The 17,332-nt window shown below is 64.4% G+C and carries 15 protein-coding genes; 11 read left to right on the top strand and 4 right to left on the bottom strand.

What is annotated here, in order from left to right; genetic code table 11:
• Position 1: 1 nt before the first annotated feature.
• Positions 2-1,276: a polysaccharide biosynthesis/export family protein gene (locus tag LXM94_RS03060; RefSeq protein WP_235769676.1), complete on the bottom strand. Its 1,275-nt coding sequence runs from the start codon at positions 1,274-1,276 to the stop codon at positions 2-4.
• A gap of 53 nt (positions 1,277-1,329) precedes the next feature.
• Entirely contained in the window at positions 1,330-2,007 is a 678-nt protein-coding gene (locus tag LXM94_RS03055; protein WP_235769675.1) for a sugar transferase, read from the bottom strand.
• Between the two features lie 750 nt (positions 2,008-2,757).
• On the opposite strand from LXM94_RS03055, the gene LXM94_RS26125 reads away from it, so the two are divergent.
• Positions 2,758-3,084 (top strand): exopolysaccharide production repressor protein, encoded by a 327-nt coding sequence (locus LXM94_RS26125; protein WP_329605584.1) that lies wholly within the window; start codon positions 2,758-2,760, stop codon positions 3,082-3,084.
• Positions 3,085-3,187: 103 nt separating this feature from the next.
• Positions 3,188-4,192, top strand: a complete 1,005-nt coding sequence (locus LXM94_RS03045; protein ID WP_329605583.1) for a glycosyltransferase family 2 protein — start codon at positions 3,188-3,190, stop codon at positions 4,190-4,192.
• Positions 4,193-4,214: 22 nt separating this feature from the next.
• Here the strand turns inward: LXM94_RS03045 and LXM94_RS03040 are convergent, their stop codons facing one another.
• Together LXM94_RS03040 and LXM94_RS03035 are read right to left on the bottom strand one after the other, a co-directional pair.
• On the bottom strand, positions 4,215-5,165 hold the full coding sequence (locus tag LXM94_RS03040; RefSeq protein WP_235769674.1) for a polysaccharide pyruvyl transferase family protein: 951 nt from the start codon (positions 5,163-5,165) through the stop codon (positions 4,215-4,217).
• A 71-nt stretch (positions 5,166-5,236) separates the two neighbouring features.
• On the bottom strand, positions 5,237-6,196 hold the full coding sequence (locus LXM94_RS03035) for a glycosyltransferase family 2 protein (RefSeq protein ID WP_235769673.1): 960 nt from the start codon (positions 6,194-6,196) through the stop codon (positions 5,237-5,239).
• Between the two features lie 120 nt (positions 6,197-6,316).
• Here LXM94_RS03035 and LXM94_RS03030 point away from each other — a divergent pair, with 120 nt between their 5' ends.
• The 9 genes from LXM94_RS03030 to LXM94_RS02990 form a co-directional block, all read left to right on the top strand.
• Complete coding sequence (locus tag LXM94_RS03030; RefSeq protein ID WP_235769672.1) at positions 6,317-7,795, top strand: lipopolysaccharide biosynthesis protein; 1,479 nt, start codon at positions 6,317-6,319, stop codon at positions 7,793-7,795.
• 408 nt (positions 7,796-8,203) lie between these two features.
• Positions 8,204-9,304: an acyltransferase family protein gene (locus tag LXM94_RS03025; protein ID WP_268964996.1), complete on the top strand. Its 1,101-nt coding sequence runs from the start codon at positions 8,204-8,206 to the stop codon at positions 9,302-9,304.
• 3 nt (positions 9,305-9,307) lie between these two features.
• Positions 9,308-10,093, top strand: a complete 786-nt coding sequence (gene exoK, locus LXM94_RS03020) for an endo-1,3-1,4-beta-glycanase ExoK (RefSeq protein ID WP_235769671.1) — start codon at positions 9,308-9,310, stop codon at positions 10,091-10,093.
• 111 nt (positions 10,094-10,204) lie between these two features.
• Positions 10,205-11,419 (top strand): glycosyltransferase family protein, encoded by a 1,215-nt coding sequence (locus tag LXM94_RS03015; protein ID WP_329605581.1) that lies wholly within the window; start codon positions 10,205-10,207, stop codon positions 11,417-11,419.
• The gene (locus tag LXM94_RS03010) at positions 11,409-12,407 is read left to right on the top strand and encodes a glycosyltransferase family 2 protein (RefSeq protein WP_235769670.1); all 999 of its coding nucleotides are present in this window, start codon (positions 11,409-11,411) and stop codon (positions 12,405-12,407) included. Before LXM94_RS03015 ends, LXM94_RS03010 begins: the two co-directional genes overlap by 11 nt.
• Positions 12,404-13,342, top strand: a complete 939-nt coding sequence (locus LXM94_RS03005) for a glycosyltransferase (RefSeq protein ID WP_235769669.1) — start codon at positions 12,404-12,406, stop codon at positions 13,340-13,342. Before LXM94_RS03010 ends, LXM94_RS03005 begins: the two co-directional genes overlap by 4 nt.
• Positions 13,339-14,361: a glycosyltransferase family 2 protein gene (locus LXM94_RS03000; protein WP_235769668.1), complete on the top strand. Its 1,023-nt coding sequence runs from the start codon at positions 13,339-13,341 to the stop codon at positions 14,359-14,361. The genes LXM94_RS03005 and LXM94_RS03000 overlap by 4 nt, the downstream gene beginning before the upstream one ends.
• A gap of 5 nt (positions 14,362-14,366) precedes the next feature.
• The gene (locus LXM94_RS02995; protein ID WP_235769667.1) at positions 14,367-15,272 is read left to right on the top strand and encodes a UTP--glucose-1-phosphate uridylyltransferase; all 906 of its coding nucleotides are present in this window, start codon (positions 14,367-14,369) and stop codon (positions 15,270-15,272) included.
• 94 nt (positions 15,273-15,366) lie between these two features.
• On the top strand, positions 15,367-17,332 hold a 1,966-nt coding region (locus LXM94_RS02990), incomplete at its 3' end, for a Wzz/FepE/Etk N-terminal domain-containing protein (RefSeq protein ID WP_235769666.1).

Genomic DNA, 17,332 nt, shown 5'->3' with positions numbered 1-17,332 from the left:
CTCATCGCATCGCGACGCTGACATCCACCTTGACAACGTCGCCGGGCAGGACGCGGGTCGTCTCGCTGGCGGCGATCTGCCGACTTTCGCCATCGACATCGCGAACGATCGAATAGACGACGTTGGCGGCGGAGACGTGCTTCGTCATGGATGCCGAATCCGCCGACTGCAGCAGGGCCTCCGCCATCAGGTCCCGGGTGGTGCCGAGCTTGAGGGTGAGCGTGTCGAGCTCCTGTTCGGTGTTCTGGAGTTCCTCCGCGAGCTGTGCGTCCCAGTCGTTCTGCAGGTTCGTCTCGTCTTGCGTCGCCTTGTTGATATCCTGCTTTGCCTTCAGTGACGCCGTGTCGATGTCGAGCAGAGCCGCCTGCAGGTCGGCGACGCGCTGCTCGAGCGACAGGCGCCGGGAACTGATGGCGAGGCCCTTTTCGGCAAGCGCGTCCACCTTCTCCCGGTCCCCTTCCACCAGCGTCAGCTGACGCGTCTGGGTTTCGGATTTCTTGGCAAGCGATTCGATCTCACTGCGCAGCAGTTCCTTCAGGTCCGCAAGCGCCGTCAGTTGCAGTCTCAGGCGTTTGTCGCGCGACGTCATGAGCGCCATCTCGCTTTCGAGGATTGGCTCGGCGTCCGGCGTACCCTTCAGTTCGGCCGGCATGTCGATCGCGGCCGCGCCGCTCATCTCGGCGATAAGCCGGGCACGGCGGATAAGCAGCCGGTTGCGCTCGGCGAGATAGACGGAGGCGTCGCCCTGCGAGCGCAGGAAGTCGCGCGCGAAGCGCTGGCCGGTTTCCGCCCGGCGCAGGCCGCCGCCGAGGCTGACAGCCTTGAGGACCGTCATGCCGGGCGCATAGGGATATTCGCCCGGCGTCTGGATCTCGCCGGAAATGTAGATCGGACGGTATTGCGCCAGCTCGACGGAGGCCGACGGCCGGTCGCGCAAGCCGAACAGGATCTGCATCTTCTTGCCGATCTCGTCCGCGAGCTCGCCGGTCGTGCGATCGGACGCCGGCAGCGAACCGACGAAGGGAAGGGAGATCATGCCGTCCGCACCGACGCTGTAGTCGCCGCTGACCGCCGACCAGTCGCGGATCGTGCCCTCCGCCGTCTGCCATTCCGCGACCCTGATGCGCAGCTTGTCCATGACGCCGAGGCGATAGTCCTCCGCCTCCGCCGGCCCTGCAGCGGCAAGGCCGGCAAGACTGACCGCAACGGCGAACAGGAGTGTCCTGGCAAATGCGAAATGGCCGGCAGCCGGCGCCGCTCTGCGCGTTGTCGTCATGAGCTTCCCATTTCTGTCAACTCCGGCAGCACCCGGCCACCGGAGACGGAGTGTCAGTAGCTGCCGCGCGAGAGGCAGACGGCGGGGATCGTGCGCACGACGATGACAAAATCGGCCAGCAGCGACCAGTTGCGCACATAGTGGGTGTCGAAAGCGACACGGGAGGCATAGGACACGTCGTTGCGCCCGCTGACCTGCCAGAGACCGGTCAGGCCCGGCCGCGTCTGCAGGTAGTAGACGGCCGCGGCCTCGTACATCTCGAGTTCGTCCTCGACGACCGGTCGAGGACCGACGACGCTCATCTCGCCCCGCAGGATGTTGATGATCTGGGGCAGTTCGTCGAGGCTGAGCTTGCGCAGCACGGAGCCGACGATGGTGACGCGGGGATCGTGCTGCAGCTTGCGCGTCGTCCGCCATTCCTCGTAGGCGGCCGGATTGTTGCGCAAGAACTCCTGCAGCACCGCGTCGCCGTTCGGCATCATGGTGCGGAATTTCAGGCAGTGGAACGTCTGACCGTTATGACCGACGCGGCGGTGGCCATAGAAGATGCTTCCGCCGTCCGACAATTTTACGAGCGCCATGATGAGCAGAAAGATCGGGCTCAACAGGACGAGAGCCGCCACTGCGGCAAGTATGTCGAAGCTGCGCTTGGATATCCCCCCTACCGGCGGCGCGCCGGTTGCGATCGAACTGAAAAACGGCGACATGGCCGATCGAGTCGCGGACTTCATAGAGTGAGCTCCATTTACGTTGGCGATTGGTCGGGTCCCTCGGACTGAGAACGTATCCAAACGTGAGTGTATGGTGAGATTTTGTTTTTTAAAGCCGAATCATCGTGGCTGTTTGGTCAAGAATTGAAATTAAGGGAATTCTTATTTAAGTTTTTAAAGTATATCTAAGGAATATGAGCGTATCTCAGGATGAGGGCGAGGCCGCAACATTGTATAATTTGCCCGATGAATATTTTGCATCACGATGTAAAACTTGAAATGCGAGAAAAATAATTACATGAAATCGAATTGATACATATAAGGTTCGAAAATTCTCTGCTAGGTGTCGAGGTAGTACACAAGCACGAGGCAAAAATTTTGCGCTGCAATATCATTTTGCACTGCACATTTTTCCATTAGTGCAGTCTAAATTTGTAACAAAATTTGATCAACGATCCGGAGTGTTGCAACTCATGGGCTGTGCATCCTCCCGGTGACTTCCCGTTTTTGCTGTCGAAGAGACGAAAATGCCGCCGTGGCCGTCTGGAAAACGGCAGAAAGAAGGCAACCGATTCTATCGGGCGACATGATGACCGAAGGATTATTTCGCACTGCATCATTTTAAATGTGACCGTAACCGAAACAGAAGGGGTGCTGCGGCATAATGCCGGCATGCACGGGAGCGCAACCCGGCAGTGAGAACCAGCAATTGAATCGCAACGCATCAACCCGTATATTGAATGTGCCTATGAGGAGAAGGCGGACCGTCGAATGAAACCTGCCCGTCATTCAAACATGCGAGAAAGCGTCGCCTACGCACCGCGCTTTTTGGTGAGCATGGCATTCGCGCTCGTCGCATTTGCCGTTGTCTCCTATCTTTCGACCGGCTCCGTCTGGACGACCGTGGTCTGGACCCTGGCTTGCGCCGTTCTCATCCAGGTCGGTTATTTCCTGGCGCTGCTTGTCCTGGTGTGGAAGGCCGCCCGGGAGCGTCAGTCCGAGACGGCAACCGCGGCCGAGCCGCGCCCGGTCGATGACCGCGCAGCCGCGCGCCTTCCGGTTTCCCGGCTCAAGGAGCCTGGCGCCTCCAATCTATAAAGCGCCGACCGGCCGTTTTTGCGTCACGATCGTGCGACATGCTGCGTTGCAGCGTGGAGTCCGGCAGGATCTCCAGACGATCCTTCAAGCCGTGGAGATCGCCGTGACAAACAACAGCATTTGCGTCGTCATCGCCGCCCGCGACGCGGCTTCCACCATCGGGCGTGCTGTCGCTTCGGCACTCGCCGAACCCGAGACGACCGAGGTCGTCGTCATCGATGACGCATCCGACGACGGCACGATGGCGGCGGCCGCCGCCGCCGACGATGGCAGCAGGCGGCTTGAGATCGTCCGGTTCGACCACAACAAGGGGCCCTCCGCTGCCCGCAATCATGCAATCGCTCTTTCATCCGCCCCGTTCATCGCCATTCTGGACGCAGACGATTTCTTTTTTCCGGGCCGGTTCCAGGCGCTTCTCGCCCAGTCGGACTGGGACTTCGTCGCCGACAACATCGCCTTCGTCGATGCGGCGCATGTCGAGCGCGCGCATATCGAACGACGGCATTTTCCGCCCAGCCCGCGCCGGGTGGACCTGCGTGTCTTCGTCGAGGGCAATCTTTCCAGAAGAGGGACGCAACGGGGCGAGATGGGATTCCTGAAGCCCGTGATGCGGCGCGCCTTCCTGGAGCATCATGGTCTCCGTTACAGGGAGGACATGCGTCTCGGTGAAGACTACGATCTTTATGCCAGGGCGTTGCTGAAGGGTGCCCGCTATACCGTCATCGACAGCTGCGGTTACGGCGCCGTCGTCAGGCGCGATTCACTGAGTGGCAGACACCGCACCGACGACCTTGCCGTGCTGCTCACGGCGGATGAAGGGCTGCTGCGGGAGCCGCTGCTTCCCGCGGATGCCGTCTCCCCGCTTCGCCGGCATCGTCGCCAGATCCGCGATCGCCACGCCTTGAGGCGATTTCTCGACATCAAGAAGGCGGAGGGGCTGCCGGCAGCCGTCGGCGATCTCCTGGAAAGGCCGATGCTTCTGCCGGCCGTTGCCGCCGGCATCCTTGCGGACAAGCTCGGCGGTTCGAAAGGCCGGCGACGGCCGCAGATCGGCCACGCAAACGAAACCGGCAGCTTACGCTATCTTCTCCCCGTCCGCACGGAGTGAACGCCGGCCGGTGACGGCATCGTCAAAAATAGTCGCGGCGCGCGCCTTCAAGCACCGCGAGGAAGCGCTCTTTCCGCTCCGCGAGCCGTGAATCGGCGCTGAGCTGCGGTTCGATACGGCTCGCCTGCCAGAGCGCCAGCGTCGACGGGGCAGCGAGAACCTGTTTCGCGGCGACACGCAGGCCCGTCTGCCGTGGCGCGCCCCTTGCAGCGACCGCCCGTTCGGCTGGCACTTCGTCCCAGAGCGTTTCCAGCGAACGCCGCCGCGTCTCGAAGTCGACACCCCAGAAACGCGTTCCCTTGATGATCGCCTCGGCGCGGCTGGAGACGGGAATGCGGCGTGGCCGATAGTGGACGCCGACCGTCGACGCCCAGTCGTTCCACTTGAACGTGTTGATGCTGTCGGACGTCGCCACCGCCACCCAGGGGACGCGGAAGGCGTCGGCGAGGATCGCACCGTGCATGGATTCGGCGATGATCATCTCCGACTGGGCGATCTGCCGGATCACGTCCTTTGCCTCGCCGCGCGGATCGATATAGTTCAGGCCGGCCATGGAGCAGATCAGCGGCCAGAGCCCGGCAACCGCCGATTCCCAATGGGGCACGAAGCTGCGTTTGTGAAGCTTTTCAAGTCCTTGGAATTCCGGCATCTCCGCCACCATCACAGCCGGATCGATGATGCCGAGCGCCGCATCGAGACCGGCCTTGCCGGCCGTCAGCGGGCCTCGGACGCAGCGGACGTCCCAGGTCGACGTATCCGCCATGTCGGGAAGCGTCCCGTAGCCGAACCCGCTGCCAAGCACCAGTTTGCGGCCGCTTCCCTCGAGCAGTTCGCTGTTGAGCACCGTGCCGACCCCGACCAGCAGCACGTCCTCCTGCACCTCGCGCAGGCCGGGCAGCAGAAAATCCCAGAGCCAGAGATTGAGGTCGTCGCCGAAATTGCCGTGCTGCGATTCCCAGTAGAAAGGCTTCATGTCGCGCTCCACGATTGCGGTTTGTGCGGGGGGCCGACGGCGCCTGGCGCCGCCGGCGGGATGCGGGTGGATCAGCGCGCAAACTTGCCGACGGCGAGCTGCATGGCGCTGGTGAGAAGGCGCGGATCGCGAAAGGCCCATCGGGCAAGCAACCCCATCTCCGGCATCTTGCGCCGCTTGACGAGGCGGGCCTGGCCCCAGAGCGCCTGCCGGCGCGCGGTGTCCTTGTAGGACCGGATCGAGGCGACTTCGGCCGGGCGGCGGGAAAAGCGGGACTCCAGCGTATCGAGCGCTACCCAGGTGTTGAACTGCTGGCGCAGGAACTGGGGCGAGTCGTTGTCGATGCCGTGGAAGATGTTGATGCCCTCGCCGCGCAGGGCGCCGGCCGCGCCGCACAGCACGACGCGGCAGGCCGCGAGCACGCAATCGCAAAAGAACAGCACGTCCTCTGCGGCCAGGCGAAGTTCCGCCTCGAAACGAACGCGGCTGAACAGCGGCCGGCCGATCACCATGCAGGAGAGATGCAGGAAGCTCCAGTTTTCCAGCATGACCCGCGTGAGGTCCGGGATCTCGAGCAGCAGCGGATCGTGTCCGAGCCGGACGGTGCCCGCCGTCTTCTCCAGGTCACCGATCCCGAAGTGATAATAGAATGCGTCACCGCCGGTGATCGACGCGAAATAGCAGTCGGCGCCGAACCGCATCATGGCCTGCCGTGCATTGGCAAGATGGTCGGGGGTCCAGACATCGTCGGAATCGAGGAAGGCAGCAAAGTCGGTGTCGGGCGGGATGGCGTCGAGGCCGGTATTGCGCGCGCCGCCCGGCCCGGCATTCGGCTGGCGGATCACCGTGATGCGTTCCCGCTCGGCCGCCTGGAGCGGTTCGAGTTCCAAATCAATCGGATAGGGAGATTGGTCATCGACGACGATGATGTCGAAGTCGGTATGCGTCTGGGCAAAGACCGAGGCGAGTGCACGCCTCAGGATACCCGGCTCCTTCTGGTAGAAGGGGATGATAACAGTCAGCTTCGCCATCTTTTCGTCCCTGTGGTCTCTCTAGAAAGAGTTTCGCTTGGGTCTCCTCCCACCGGGTTGCGGCCGCCTTCAGCGCGGATGCGTCGTCTTCGTCGTTCCTCCGTCTCCAAGGATCCTGCCATGTCCCAGCATGTGAATGCGAAGTCCGTGACCCGCAACGTCGGCTGGAGTGTCCTATCCAAGACAAGCACATTCGGGCTTAAGTTTGTCACGGTGCCCATTCTGGCAAGGCTGCTGTCGCCAGAAGAGTTCGGTGCGGTGGCGGTCGCGCTCGCCGTCGTGCAGTTCCTGGCGATGGTCGGCGGCGCGGGCCTGGCGTCCGCCCTTATCCTGGAAAAGGAGGAGGAGGCGGAGACAATCCACTCAGTCTTCTGGGCCAATCTCGCCATCGCCAGCCTCATGGCAATCGGCCTTTACGTCTGGGCGGATTTCTTCGCCGCCTGGCTCGGCGCACCGCAGGCCGCCTATCTGCTGCGCGTCATGAGCGTGCTCATTCCGCTGCAGCTTGCCGGCGACGTCGCCTATGCGCTGCTTGCCCGCCGCATGCAGTTCAGCAAGGATGCGCTCTGGAGCATGGCATCGGAATCGACGGCCGCGATCGCGGCCGTGCTGATGGCACTCTTCGGCTTCGGGGTCTGGGCTCTTATTGTTCAGCTCTTCGTGGCCGCCGTGATTCGCCTCGGCGGTCTCTTTGCGGTATCCCGTTACATGCCGCGTTTGCGGTTCAACAGTCGACGGGTGCTGAAACTGGCCCGCTTCAGCCTCGGGCTGATGGGCTCCGAGATTGCCAATTTCATCACCTTCCAGTCGCCGATGGTCGTCATTTCCCGCTATCTCGGCCTGGCGGATGCCGGCGCCTATTCGGCGGCGAACCGGTTTTCCAGCATTCCGAATCAGGTGGTGCTGTCTGCCGTGATGGGCGTTCTCTTTCCAGCCTTCAGCACCATGGCGCACGACCGGGAGCGCCGCTCGCAGGCGCTGATGCTGAGCACGCAGGTGACGACACTGCTGCTCGCGCCGATGATGTTCGGTCTCTGGGCGATCGCCGAACCGGCGATGTTCGTGCTGTTCGGTCCGCAATGGGCCTATGCCTGGCCGGTGCTCGGCCTGCTCGCCCTGTCGAAAGGCATACTCACCCCCTGCAGCACGTTCATTCCCTACCTGAAAGGCTCCGGAAACGGCGGGGTTCTCTTCTGGTGGGCGATCGTGCGGGCGATCGTGACGACCGGCGCCGTTGCCTACGGGGCGCTCGGCGGCTCGCTGACCGAAGCGATGGTCTGGCTCTGTGCCGTCAATGCGGCCGTGCTCTTCGGGTATTCCTGGGTGGTGTTCAAGGTCGACCAGACACCGCTGGTCGTCGGCCTCTATCGGGCGAGCCGTCCGATGATCTCGGCCATCGTCATGGCGCTCGTTGTGCGCTATGTGCTCGATCGCTACGGCGTGCACCTGCCGCATCCGGCGTTGAAGGTCGTTGCCGGCGGCCTGATTGGGGGCGCCGTTTACGCGGTGCTGATTCTCGTTCTCGAGCGACCGCTGCTGCGCAAGCTTTGGGGTCTTGCACGCCCCGGATCGCGTGCGGCCCTGCAGAGTGCCGGCTGAAAATTGCCTCAATTCGACGCGGAATTGTCCAATTCGAGACGTCAAAGCGTTCTGGAAGGTATATTCAGGTAACGGCGACCTAAAAAATTGCAGGCATCGTCACAGCCTCCAATTGCGGCCTTTAAGCATATGCGAAACAACTTCACATCTTTGCTTCCCAATCCCTTTCACGGGTTCTGACCCGATCGCGGCGGCCGGCCGGACCACGAAGCAGTCAACGCCGTTGCTGCAATGCAACCAAAGCGCCATCGGTTTTTTGCTGCAGCGCCATATTTTCTTCCGCAAGTCCGCTCTACCTTCATCGCTGCGGGCTGAAGTCTGCTCTGTCTGAAATGGCCGTTTGGGGGGACGGCCCGGAAAGGGGTGACTGACATCGTGGACGCGAACGTCTCATCACGTATCAACCTGATGCGCATCGTACTGATCTCGGGCATCGTTTTCGTGCATGTTCCCTATAACCCGGCGACCAGTCCCTTTCTCGGCCTGAACGGTTTTGCCGATTGGCTGAGAGTCTTTCTCGGCGACAGCCTGTTCCGCATCGGCGTGCCGTGCCTCAGTGCCATTTCCGGTTACCTCCTCTTTCGCAAAGGGCTTGCCGATTTCCATTACGGCAGGACCTTGAAGACGAAGGCGCTGACAATCCTTCTGCCGTTTCTGCTTTGGAACGGTGCCTTTCTGGCATTGGTCTACCTCGCGCAGACCGCGGGCGTCGGTCTCGGCTACCTGCCCGATGTCGCCGGCGCCACGCCACGCGAGATGCTGAGCCTCGCCCTCGCGGCGGAGTCCTGGCCGATCAACCTGCCGCTCTATTTTCTCCGGGACCTGCTTCTGTGCCTCGTGCTGTCACCGGCGATCGCCGCGGTCGTCTGGCGCTATCCGCGGGCGAGCCTTGCGATGATGCTCGCCTATGCGGTTCTCCCGGTCCCGAACCTGATCTTTCTCAAGAAATCGATCCTGTTCGGCTTCGGATTCGGGGCGTGCGTCGCGCTTCATCGCATGGACGTGCGGAAGCTCGATGACCGGGCCGTATCGATCGTCCTCGTCGTCCTTGCCATGTCGGTGCTTCTGGCGAGCGGTCTTTATGCGCTTGGCCCGGACTACCCCCTGTGGTTCGACAGCCTGCGAAGCCTTGCCGCCGTCGCGGGGATATTCGGAGCCTGGGCGCTGTCCGCGCTGCTGATCCGGACCCGGGCGGGCGAACGCCTGTCGCGTACGGCAGGCCTGAGCTTCTGGATCTTCTGCGGTCATTACCCGCTGCTGATCGCCTTCTGGATGGTGTTCAACCGCGTCGGTGCGGTCGAGGACTATACGCTGTTTTATTTCGCGGCCCCGCCGCTGGTGCTGTTCCTTCTCGTCGCGACGAACGCGGCGGTAAGGCACGTATGGCCGGGCCTGCATGCCGTCCTGACCGGAAGCCGCGGGGGACTCGCGCCAAAACCGGGTGTCGAGGCCGGCGGACGAACCCGGCCCACCCATCAGAATTCCCCTTATGTGTCCCAGCAGAGGTGACCGATGGCCCATTCTCTTCTTTCGCCCCGATCACTGGTCGCCATCCTGACCGGTCTTTGCGCCGGAGGCCCTGCCCTCGCCCAGGAGGGGCCGAAGGGCACTTCGTTCGTAGAAAACTTCGACCACCTGAACACCCGCTTCTGGTATGTCTCCGATGGCTGGAACAATGGCGGCCACCAGAATTGTACCTGGTCGAAGGATCAGGTGGGAATCCGCGAGGGCGTGCTCCAACTGACGTTCGAGGAGCGCACCGCCGGCGACCGCAAATTTGCCTGCGGCGAGGTGCAGACGCGGAAACGTTACGGATACGGCACGTACGAGGCGCGGATGAAGGCCGCGACCGGCTCCGGATTGAACTCCGCCTTCTTCTCCTATATCGGGCCGACCGACAAGAAGCCGCATGACGAGATCGACTTCGAAGTACTCGGCAAGAATTCTGCCAAGGTGCAGGTCAACCAGTATGTCGGCGGCAAGGGCGGCAACGAGAAGCTGGTCGACGTGCCGGGCGGTGCCGACGGCGGCTTCAACGACTATGCCTTCGTCTGGCAGAAGGATCGCCTGCGCTACTATCTGAACGGCAAACTGGTCCAGGAGGTTAGCGATCCTGACAAGCTGCCGGGCAATGCGCAGAAGATATTCTTCTCGCTGTGGGGCACCGACAAGCTCTCCGACTGGATGGGTGCTTTCGCCTACGAGGGCCCGACGACGCTGGAGGTGGATCGCGTTGCCTTCACGGCCGAGGGCGACGCGTGCCCGTTCGCCGATTCCGTCGCCTGTATCCTGAACTGAGGCGACGGCGGGACCGATGCAGATGCACGCCAGCGAGACAGGCCGTACCGGCGCAGCGATGCGCTACCCCATCAGCAGAGCCGGCAAGGCCGGCCGGGAAGGGATGTCCTGATGCCGAACGTCCTCTACCTCGTCCATGACCTGAGCGACCCGGCGGTGCGGCGCCGTGTGCGGATGCTGAAGGCAGGCGGTGCGGAGCTGACGCTCGCGGGCTTCCGGCGCGGTGACGATGCGGTCACGGCAGTCGAGGGCGTCGCCGCGATCGAGCTCGGGCAAACGGCGGACGCGCGTTTCGGCCATCGGCTCGCAGCCGTCGCTCGCGCCTGCCTGCGGATCGGCGACCTTCTGCGTTCGGCACCAAGGCCGGATGTGATCATCGCGCGCAATCTCGAAATGCTGGCGGTGGCAAACCGCGTCGCAACCCGTTACGGCAACGATGTCGCCATCGTCTATGAATGCCTGGACATTCACAGGCTGCTTTTGCGCGACGATGCGGTCGGCCGTGCGCTGCGGCTCGCCGAGGCCCGCCTCGGACGGAACGTCGGCCTGCTCCTGACCAGCTCGCCGGCATTCGTGGAGAGCTATTTCCGCCCGCTGTCCGGTATCCGGGCGCCAGTGCAGCTCGTCGAAAACCGCATGCTGGAGCTCGATCCGGCCAGGTCGGCGCCCGCTGTCCGGTCGCGTCCGCCGGCGCCCGGTGCTCCCTGGCGCATCGGCTGGTTCGGCGCACTTCGATGCCGGAAGTCGCTTGAGCTGCTTGCTGCTTTCACGCGCGTGCTCGAAGGGCAGTTCGAGGTGGTCCTGCGCGGCCGGCCGGCACGCTCGGAATTCCCCGATTTCGACGGTTTCGTCGCGCGCGAGCCCTATCTTCGTTTCGAAGGCCCTTATCGCAATCCGGAGGATGTCGCGGCGATCTACGACGAGGTGCAATTCGTCTGGGCGATCGACTTCTTCGAGGAAGGGCTGAACTCGAGCTGGCTCCTGCCGAACCGGTTGTACGAGGGCTGCCGCCACGGTGCGGTGCCGATCGTCGTGGCGGGAACGGAAACGGCGCGGTTCGTCGCCGCGCACGGCATCGGCCTGACGCTGCCCGAGCCAACGGTTGACCGTCTGAGCGCCCTTCTCGCCGCGATGGATGCCACGCGCTATCGCGCGGCATATGACGCGGTTGCCGCCGAAGGCGAAAAGCCCTGGATCTACCAGCGCGCCGATTGCGTTGCGCTGGTCCGCCGCCTCGCGGGGCTGCCGCGCCGCACACCCTGCGCCGACAATGCCCCGGCCTATCCCGACCTCGTCGCAACCAAGGTGGACTACCATGACCGCTGAAGCCTTGAAATCCGTGCGCTGCCTCATCGTCATACCGTGCCTCAACGAGGCGAAGCATCTGGAGCCGCTGGTCGGTCGTCTGGCGCCGTCGATGGAGGCGCTCGATGCAACGCTCGTCATCGCCGACGGCGGCAGCACCGACGGGACGCGGGAGATCGCCCAGCGGCTGGCGGTCGACCATGAACGGATCCGTTTTCTCGACAACCCGAAGCGTATCCAAAGTGCCGCGGTCAATCTCGCCGTCGCCACCTTCGGTGCCGGCTACGACTATATGATCCGCGTCGACGCGCACGGCTCCTATCCGGACGATTACGGCCGGCGGCTCGTCGAGGAGGCGCTGGTCACCGGCGCCGACTCCGTGGTCGTCGCCATGCAGACGGTCGGATTCGGCACCTTCCAGAAGGCGACGGCCTTCGCGCAGAACTCCACCCTCGGCAACGGCGGCGCCAAGCATCGCAAGGGGGCGGAGAGCCACTGGGCCGATCACGGGCATCATGCGCTCATGCGCATTTCGGCTTTCGAAGCGGTCGGCGGCTACGACGAGAGTTTCAGCGCCAATGAGGACGCGGAATTCGACTACCGCCTTCACAAAGCCGGCTACCGGATCTGGATGACCGCGAAGACGAGCATGGTCTACTATCCGCGCGCGAGCGTCGGCCCGTTGTTCCGGCAGTATTTCGGTTACGGACGCGGGCGCGCCCGGAATTTCCTCAAGCACCGCGCATTGCCCAGCATTCGCCAGATGATTCCCCTCATGGTCGCGCCGGTGACCTTCGGCGCGCTGCTGGCTGCGCTGACCTGGATCGCCGCGGTGCCCTTCGCGCTCTGGGCGGTCGCCTGCCTTGGTTATGGCACGTGGATGGCGCTGGGGCAGCGCAATCCCTACGGGCCGCTTGCCGCGATCTCCGCCATGGTCATGCACTTCGCCTGGTCGGCCGGCTTCTGGCGCGAACTGCTTGCTTTCCGGCCGCGGAGGGTAATCCCTTGACCGACCATTCCCCCGTGCCCGAACGCCGCGTCGACATTGCCGTCTGCACCTTCCGCCGCAAGGAATTGGAGCAGACGCTGGTGTCGCTCGCCCTGATGCGCCGGCCGGAAGGTGTGCACCTGCGGGCCGTCGTCGCCGACAACGACGTCACGCCGAGCGCGGCACCGCGTGTCGAGGCGGCGCGGCGGCTGATCGGCATGGAGATCGTCTATGTCCACGCTCCGGCCGGCAACATTTCCATTGCGCGCAACGCCTGCCTCGATCATTGCGCCGCGGACTTCGTCGCCTTCATCGACGATGACGAAACGGTGGACGAGCTCTGGCTCGTGACACTGCTCGAGCAGGCCGACCAGACGGGTGCCGCGGCGGTGCTCGGGCCGGTGAAGGCACATTACCGCCCCGATGCGCCGGGCTGGATGCGCCGCGGCGATTTCCATTCCACGCGGCCCGTCTGGGTCGATGGCGCGATCCGCACGGGTTACACCTGCAACGTGCTGCTGCGGCTCGATTCCGGCGCCATCGCCGGCCGGCGGTTCGATCTGGCGCTCGGGCGGAGCGGCGGCGAGGACACCGCGTTCTTCGACGCCGTCCACGCCGCCGGCGGCCGGATTGAATTCGCGGCCGAGGCCTGGGTGCACGAACCGGTCGCCAAAGATCGCGCCACCTTCCTCTGGCTGGCGCGGCGACGCTTCCGCATGGGTCAGACGCACGGGCGCATTCTGGCAGACAAGTACGAGGGGTTCAGCAGGTTGCGGCAGATGGGGCTCGCCGCCACCAAATGCGGCTTCTGCGCCGCGGTGTCGCTCGCCCTCTTCCCCTTCCGGGTCCGACGCTACCGCTATGCCCTGCGGGGTGCGCTCCATGCCGGCGCGGTTGCCGGCCTCTTCGGGGCACGAGCAATCGAACAATACGGGCAGTTGGAGAACGCGGCGTGACGGATACAACCCTTGAACCCGACGTGACGTTCGTGATCGCCGCCTACAATGCGGCGGAGACGATTGCCTGCGCCGTCGCAAGCGCCCGCGCCCAGCGGGGCGTTTGCGTGGAGGTTGTCGTGGTGGACGACTGCTCCTCGGATGGTACGCGCGACGTGGTTCTTGCGTTTGCCGACCCCGCAGTCCGGCTCGTCGCGCTCGACAGGAATCGGGGTCCCGGCGGTGCGCGCAATGCCGGGTTCGACGCGGCCCGCGGCCGGTGGGTGGCGGTTCTCGATTCCGACGATGCGGTCCACCCCGAACGGCTCTCGGCGATGCTCGCGGTCGCCGAACGGGAGAACGCCGATGTCGCGGTCGACAATATCGAGGTGGTTTCCCCGGATGGCCGCAGCGAGCGCATGTTCGCGCCGGAACTGCTCGGCTGCCTGTCGTGGCTGACGCTCGCCGATTTCATTGCCTCGAACGTGCTTTTCGAGGCGACGCACAATTTCGGCTACATGAAGCCGGTGTTCCGGCGAAGGTTCCTGGAGGAAAACCGGTTGCGCTTCGACGAGGACCTGAGGATCGGCGAGGATTATCTTCTGCTCGCCTCCGCGCTGGCGCTCGGCGCAAAGTGCCGCGTCGTTCCGGAGACGGGTTACGTCTACCACATCCGCGACGGGTCGATCTCGCGGGTGCTGAAGCCGCACCATGTCGAGGCGATGCTGGCTGCGGACGCGCGCTTTCTCCTCCGCTTTCCGCTCGGCACCGCAGCCGCGGCGGCTCAGGCGCGCCGGACGCGCAGTCTCGAGGAGGCGCGCTCGTTCCTCGCGATCGTCGGGCATCTGAAGAACCTTTCGCCACGCGGCGCGTTGAAGGTCGCGCTCGGCGATCCCCGTGCGCTCCGGCATCTGAGAATGCCGATCGCTGCCCGACTGCGCCGCCTCGCGGCGCCGTTGGCCCGCCGCAAAGCCGCCGCGCATCGCGCGGCCCTTCCGCAATCGACAACGGAACTTTCTCCGTTCAAGAGTAAAGGATAGTGCCCATGGAGCGTACCAAGACAGTCCGCAAGGCCGTCATCCCCGTGGCCGGCAACGGGACCCGCTTCCTGCCCGCCACCAAGGCGATGCCCAAGGAGATGCTGACGGTCGTCGATCGTCCGGTGGTGCAATACGCGGTCGACGAAGCCCGCGAGGCGGGCATCGAACACATCGTCTTCGTGACGAGCCGCAACAAGCAGGCGATCGAGGATCATTTCGACGATACGCCCGAACTGATCACGTCGCTTACCCGGTCCGGCAAGGACGCGCAGGTTTCCGAACTGGAACGGCTGCTGCCGAAGGCGGGCTCCGTCAGCTTCACGCGCCAGCAGGCGCCGCTCGGCCTCGGCCATGCGGTGTGGTGCGCCCGTGACCTGATCGGCGACGAGCCTTTCGCGCTGCTCCTGCCCGACATGATCTCCTACGGTGCCCGCGGCTGCCTTGCCGGTCTCATGGACCTCTACGGCCACGTTGGCGGCAATGTCGTCGGCGTCGAGCAATGCGCGCCGGAAGAGGCCTCGCAATATGGCATCGTCGCGACGGGCGCCGCCGTGCCGCACGGCTTCGCGATCACCGGCATGGTGGAGAAGCCGAAGGCCGGCGAAGCGCCGTCGAACTTCTACCTCAACGGTCGCTATATCCTGCAGCCGGAGATTTTCGGACTTCTCGCCCGCCAGCAGCGCGGTGCCGGCAACGAGATCCAGCTGACCGACAGCATGCTGGCCCTTTCCGACAGCCAGCCGTTCCACGCGCATCCCTATGACGGGCGCACCTTCGACTGCGGCTCGAAACACGGCTTCATCGAGGCGAATGTGGCCTTCGCGCTCAAGCGGGCGGATATCGGCGCGGCCGTCTACCAGTCGCTGCGCGCGCTGGTCCTGTCGCACGAGGGCGCCACGCGCGCTGCATAACGAAGTGCAATTGTCCCGGGCCGGCGGACCGGCCCGGGACAGACGGCGGCGTGAGCAGCCCGCACGAACCGAGCCAGGAAGGCAGAAACGGCCCATGCATCAACGGACCTTGCCCCGCAACAGCATCCTTCACCGGGAACAGGATGCGTCCGATTCCTTCATCGATCTCAACCGGCTGATGGTGATCGTCGCCCGCCGGGCCCGGATCGTGGCGCTCGCGGCCGTGCTGTTCCTGGCGCTCGGCGCCTCCTATCTCGTCTTCACGACGCCGATCTACACCTCGATGACCCAGGTCCTGCTCGACGAGAACCTCTCGCGCTACGCCGAAGAGACGGAGCAGTCACCGCAGAGCAGCCAGCAGGCGGACATGCGCATTTCGAGCGCCGTCGAGATCCTGAAATCCGGCCGCCTGGCACTGCGAGTGACCGACGACCTGAACCTGGCCGAGAACGCGACGATCCTCAATCCGCCCCAGTCGCCGATGGCCCTCGTGAAGGGCTGGGTGAAATCGGCGACCGACCTGTTTTCCCTTTCGCCGGAGCGTTCCGAGGAGGCGATCCGCAACGGCAACCGGCAGAAGGCGGCGGCCCTGCTGCAGCAGGCGCTGACGGTCGAGCGCGTATCGCGCAGTTCCGTTGTCGCGATTTCCTTCCGCTCCTCCGATCCGCAGCTCGCCGCGGTGATCGCCAAAGGCTATGCCGAGGCATTTCTCACCGATCAGCTCAACGCCAATTTCGACGCAACCGAGCGTGCCTCGATCTGGCTGCAGGAGCGTCTGACGGACCTGCAGCGGCGCGCCCAGGAGGCGGCGCTGGAGGTCGAGCGCTACAAGACCGAGAACGGCCTTACCTCGGCGCGGGGCGAGCTGATGTCCGAGCAGCAGCTCGCCGACCTCAACAGCCAGCTCATCGTGGCCCAGGCCGACACGGCCAGCGCGTCGGCGCGCTACAACCAGTTCCGTGCGATCGTCGAGCAGGGGCCGGACAAGGCCGTCGACAACGCCACCGTGCCGACACGGCAGGCGGACAATTCCGTTATTCAGGAACTGCGCGGCCGCTATCTTTCCGTCAGCAAGCGGGAACAGGAGATTTCCGACAATTTCGGCGCGGATCATCCGCAGGCCGTGGCGTTGCGCGGCGAAAAGTCGGATCTCGCCGGCCAGATATATCAGGAGCTCCAGCAGCTGGCCGCAAGCTACCGCAACGAATATGAGGTCGCCCGTTCGCGCGAGGAATCGCTGCGCGAAAACATCGACACTGTCTCGGGCCGCAATTCCGAGGCCAACAGGTCGCTGGTGCAACTGCGCGAGCTGGAGCAGAAGGCGGCAGCGCTGAAGACGCTCTCCGAATCCTATCTCGGACGCTACGAGCAGGCGTCGCAGCAGCAGTCGTTCCCGATCGCCAAGGCGCGCGTCATCTCGGATGCCGGCGTTCCCGTCTCGCCGTCGAGCCCCAGGAAGACGATGGTGATGGCGCTGTCGCTGGTGCTGGGGCTGATGGCGGGCGGTGCGCTCGCCTTCGTGCAGGAGATGCGCGAGCGTTTCTTTCGCGTCGAGAACGACGTCCGCACCCAGCTGGGCCTGAAACCGCTCGGCTACCTGCCGCTCGTCGGCAAGCCGGGCAGGCGCCGCATGCGACTGGTCGGCGCGAAGATGCAGAAACCGCGTGATGGCGAGTTGCCGGAGGACGAGGTGCTGCCGCTGGAGCGTATCACACGCGTCGTGCTCGACGCACCGCGGTCGGCCTTTGCCGAAACGCTGCGCAATGCCAAGCTCGCGAGCGACGTCCTGTTGCAGGGGCGGGAGAGCCGGGTGATCGGCGTCGTCTCGGCGATGCCCGGCGAGGGCAAGTCGACGGTTGCGGCGAATTTCGCCGTCCTGCTGGCTGCAAGCGGCAAGCGGACGCTCCTGATCGACGCGGACCTGCGCAACCCCGGGCTCAGCAAGATGTTGAAGCCGTCGCCGCGCTCCGGCATCGTCGAAGCGGCGCTCGGCGAAACGACGTGGATGCAGGCGGTCAAGGTCGATCCCCAGACGAAACTTGCGATCCTTCCCGTGGCGC

Source organism: Rhizobium alarense (assembly GCF_021555155.1).
Classification (GTDB): domain Bacteria; phylum Pseudomonadota; class Alphaproteobacteria; order Rhizobiales; family Rhizobiaceae; genus Rhizobium_D; species Rhizobium_D alarense.
This window is presented reverse-complemented; position numbering and strand designations above follow the sequence as displayed.

Excerpts from the sequence above, each read along its gene's own strand:
- LXM94_RS03060 (WP_235769676.1), bottom strand. The coding sequence starts at position 1,276 with ATGACGACAACGCGCAGAGCGGCGCCGGCTGCCGGCCATTTCGCATTT.
- LXM94_RS03055 (WP_235769675.1), bottom strand. The coding sequence starts at position 2,007 with ATGAAGTCCGCGACTCGATCGGCCATGTCGCCGTTTTTCAGTTCGATC.
- LXM94_RS26125 (WP_329605584.1), top strand. The coding sequence starts at position 2,758 with ATGAAACCTGCCCGTCATTCAAACATGCGAGAAAGCGTCGCCTACGCA.
- LXM94_RS03040 (WP_235769674.1), bottom strand. The coding sequence starts at position 5,165 with ATGAAGCCTTTCTACTGGGAATCGCAGCACGGCAATTTCGGCGACGAC.
- LXM94_RS03035 (WP_235769673.1), bottom strand. The coding sequence starts at position 6,196 with ATGGCGAAGCTGACTGTTATCATCCCCTTCTACCAGAAGGAGCCGGGT.
- LXM94_RS03030 (WP_235769672.1), top strand. The coding sequence starts at position 6,317 with ATGTCCCAGCATGTGAATGCGAAGTCCGTGACCCGCAACGTCGGCTGG.
- LXM94_RS03025 (WP_268964996.1), top strand. The coding sequence starts at position 8,204 with ATGCGCATCGTACTGATCTCGGGCATCGTTTTCGTGCATGTTCCCTAT.
- exoK (WP_235769671.1), top strand. The coding sequence starts at position 9,308 with ATGGCCCATTCTCTTCTTTCGCCCCGATCACTGGTCGCCATCCTGACC.
- LXM94_RS03015 (WP_329605581.1), top strand. The coding sequence starts at position 10,205 with ATGCCGAACGTCCTCTACCTCGTCCATGACCTGAGCGACCCGGCGGTG.
- LXM94_RS03010 (WP_235769670.1), top strand. The coding sequence starts at position 11,409 with ATGACCGCTGAAGCCTTGAAATCCGTGCGCTGCCTCATCGTCATACCG.
- LXM94_RS02995 (WP_235769667.1), top strand. The coding sequence starts at position 14,367 with ATGGAGCGTACCAAGACAGTCCGCAAGGCCGTCATCCCCGTGGCCGGC.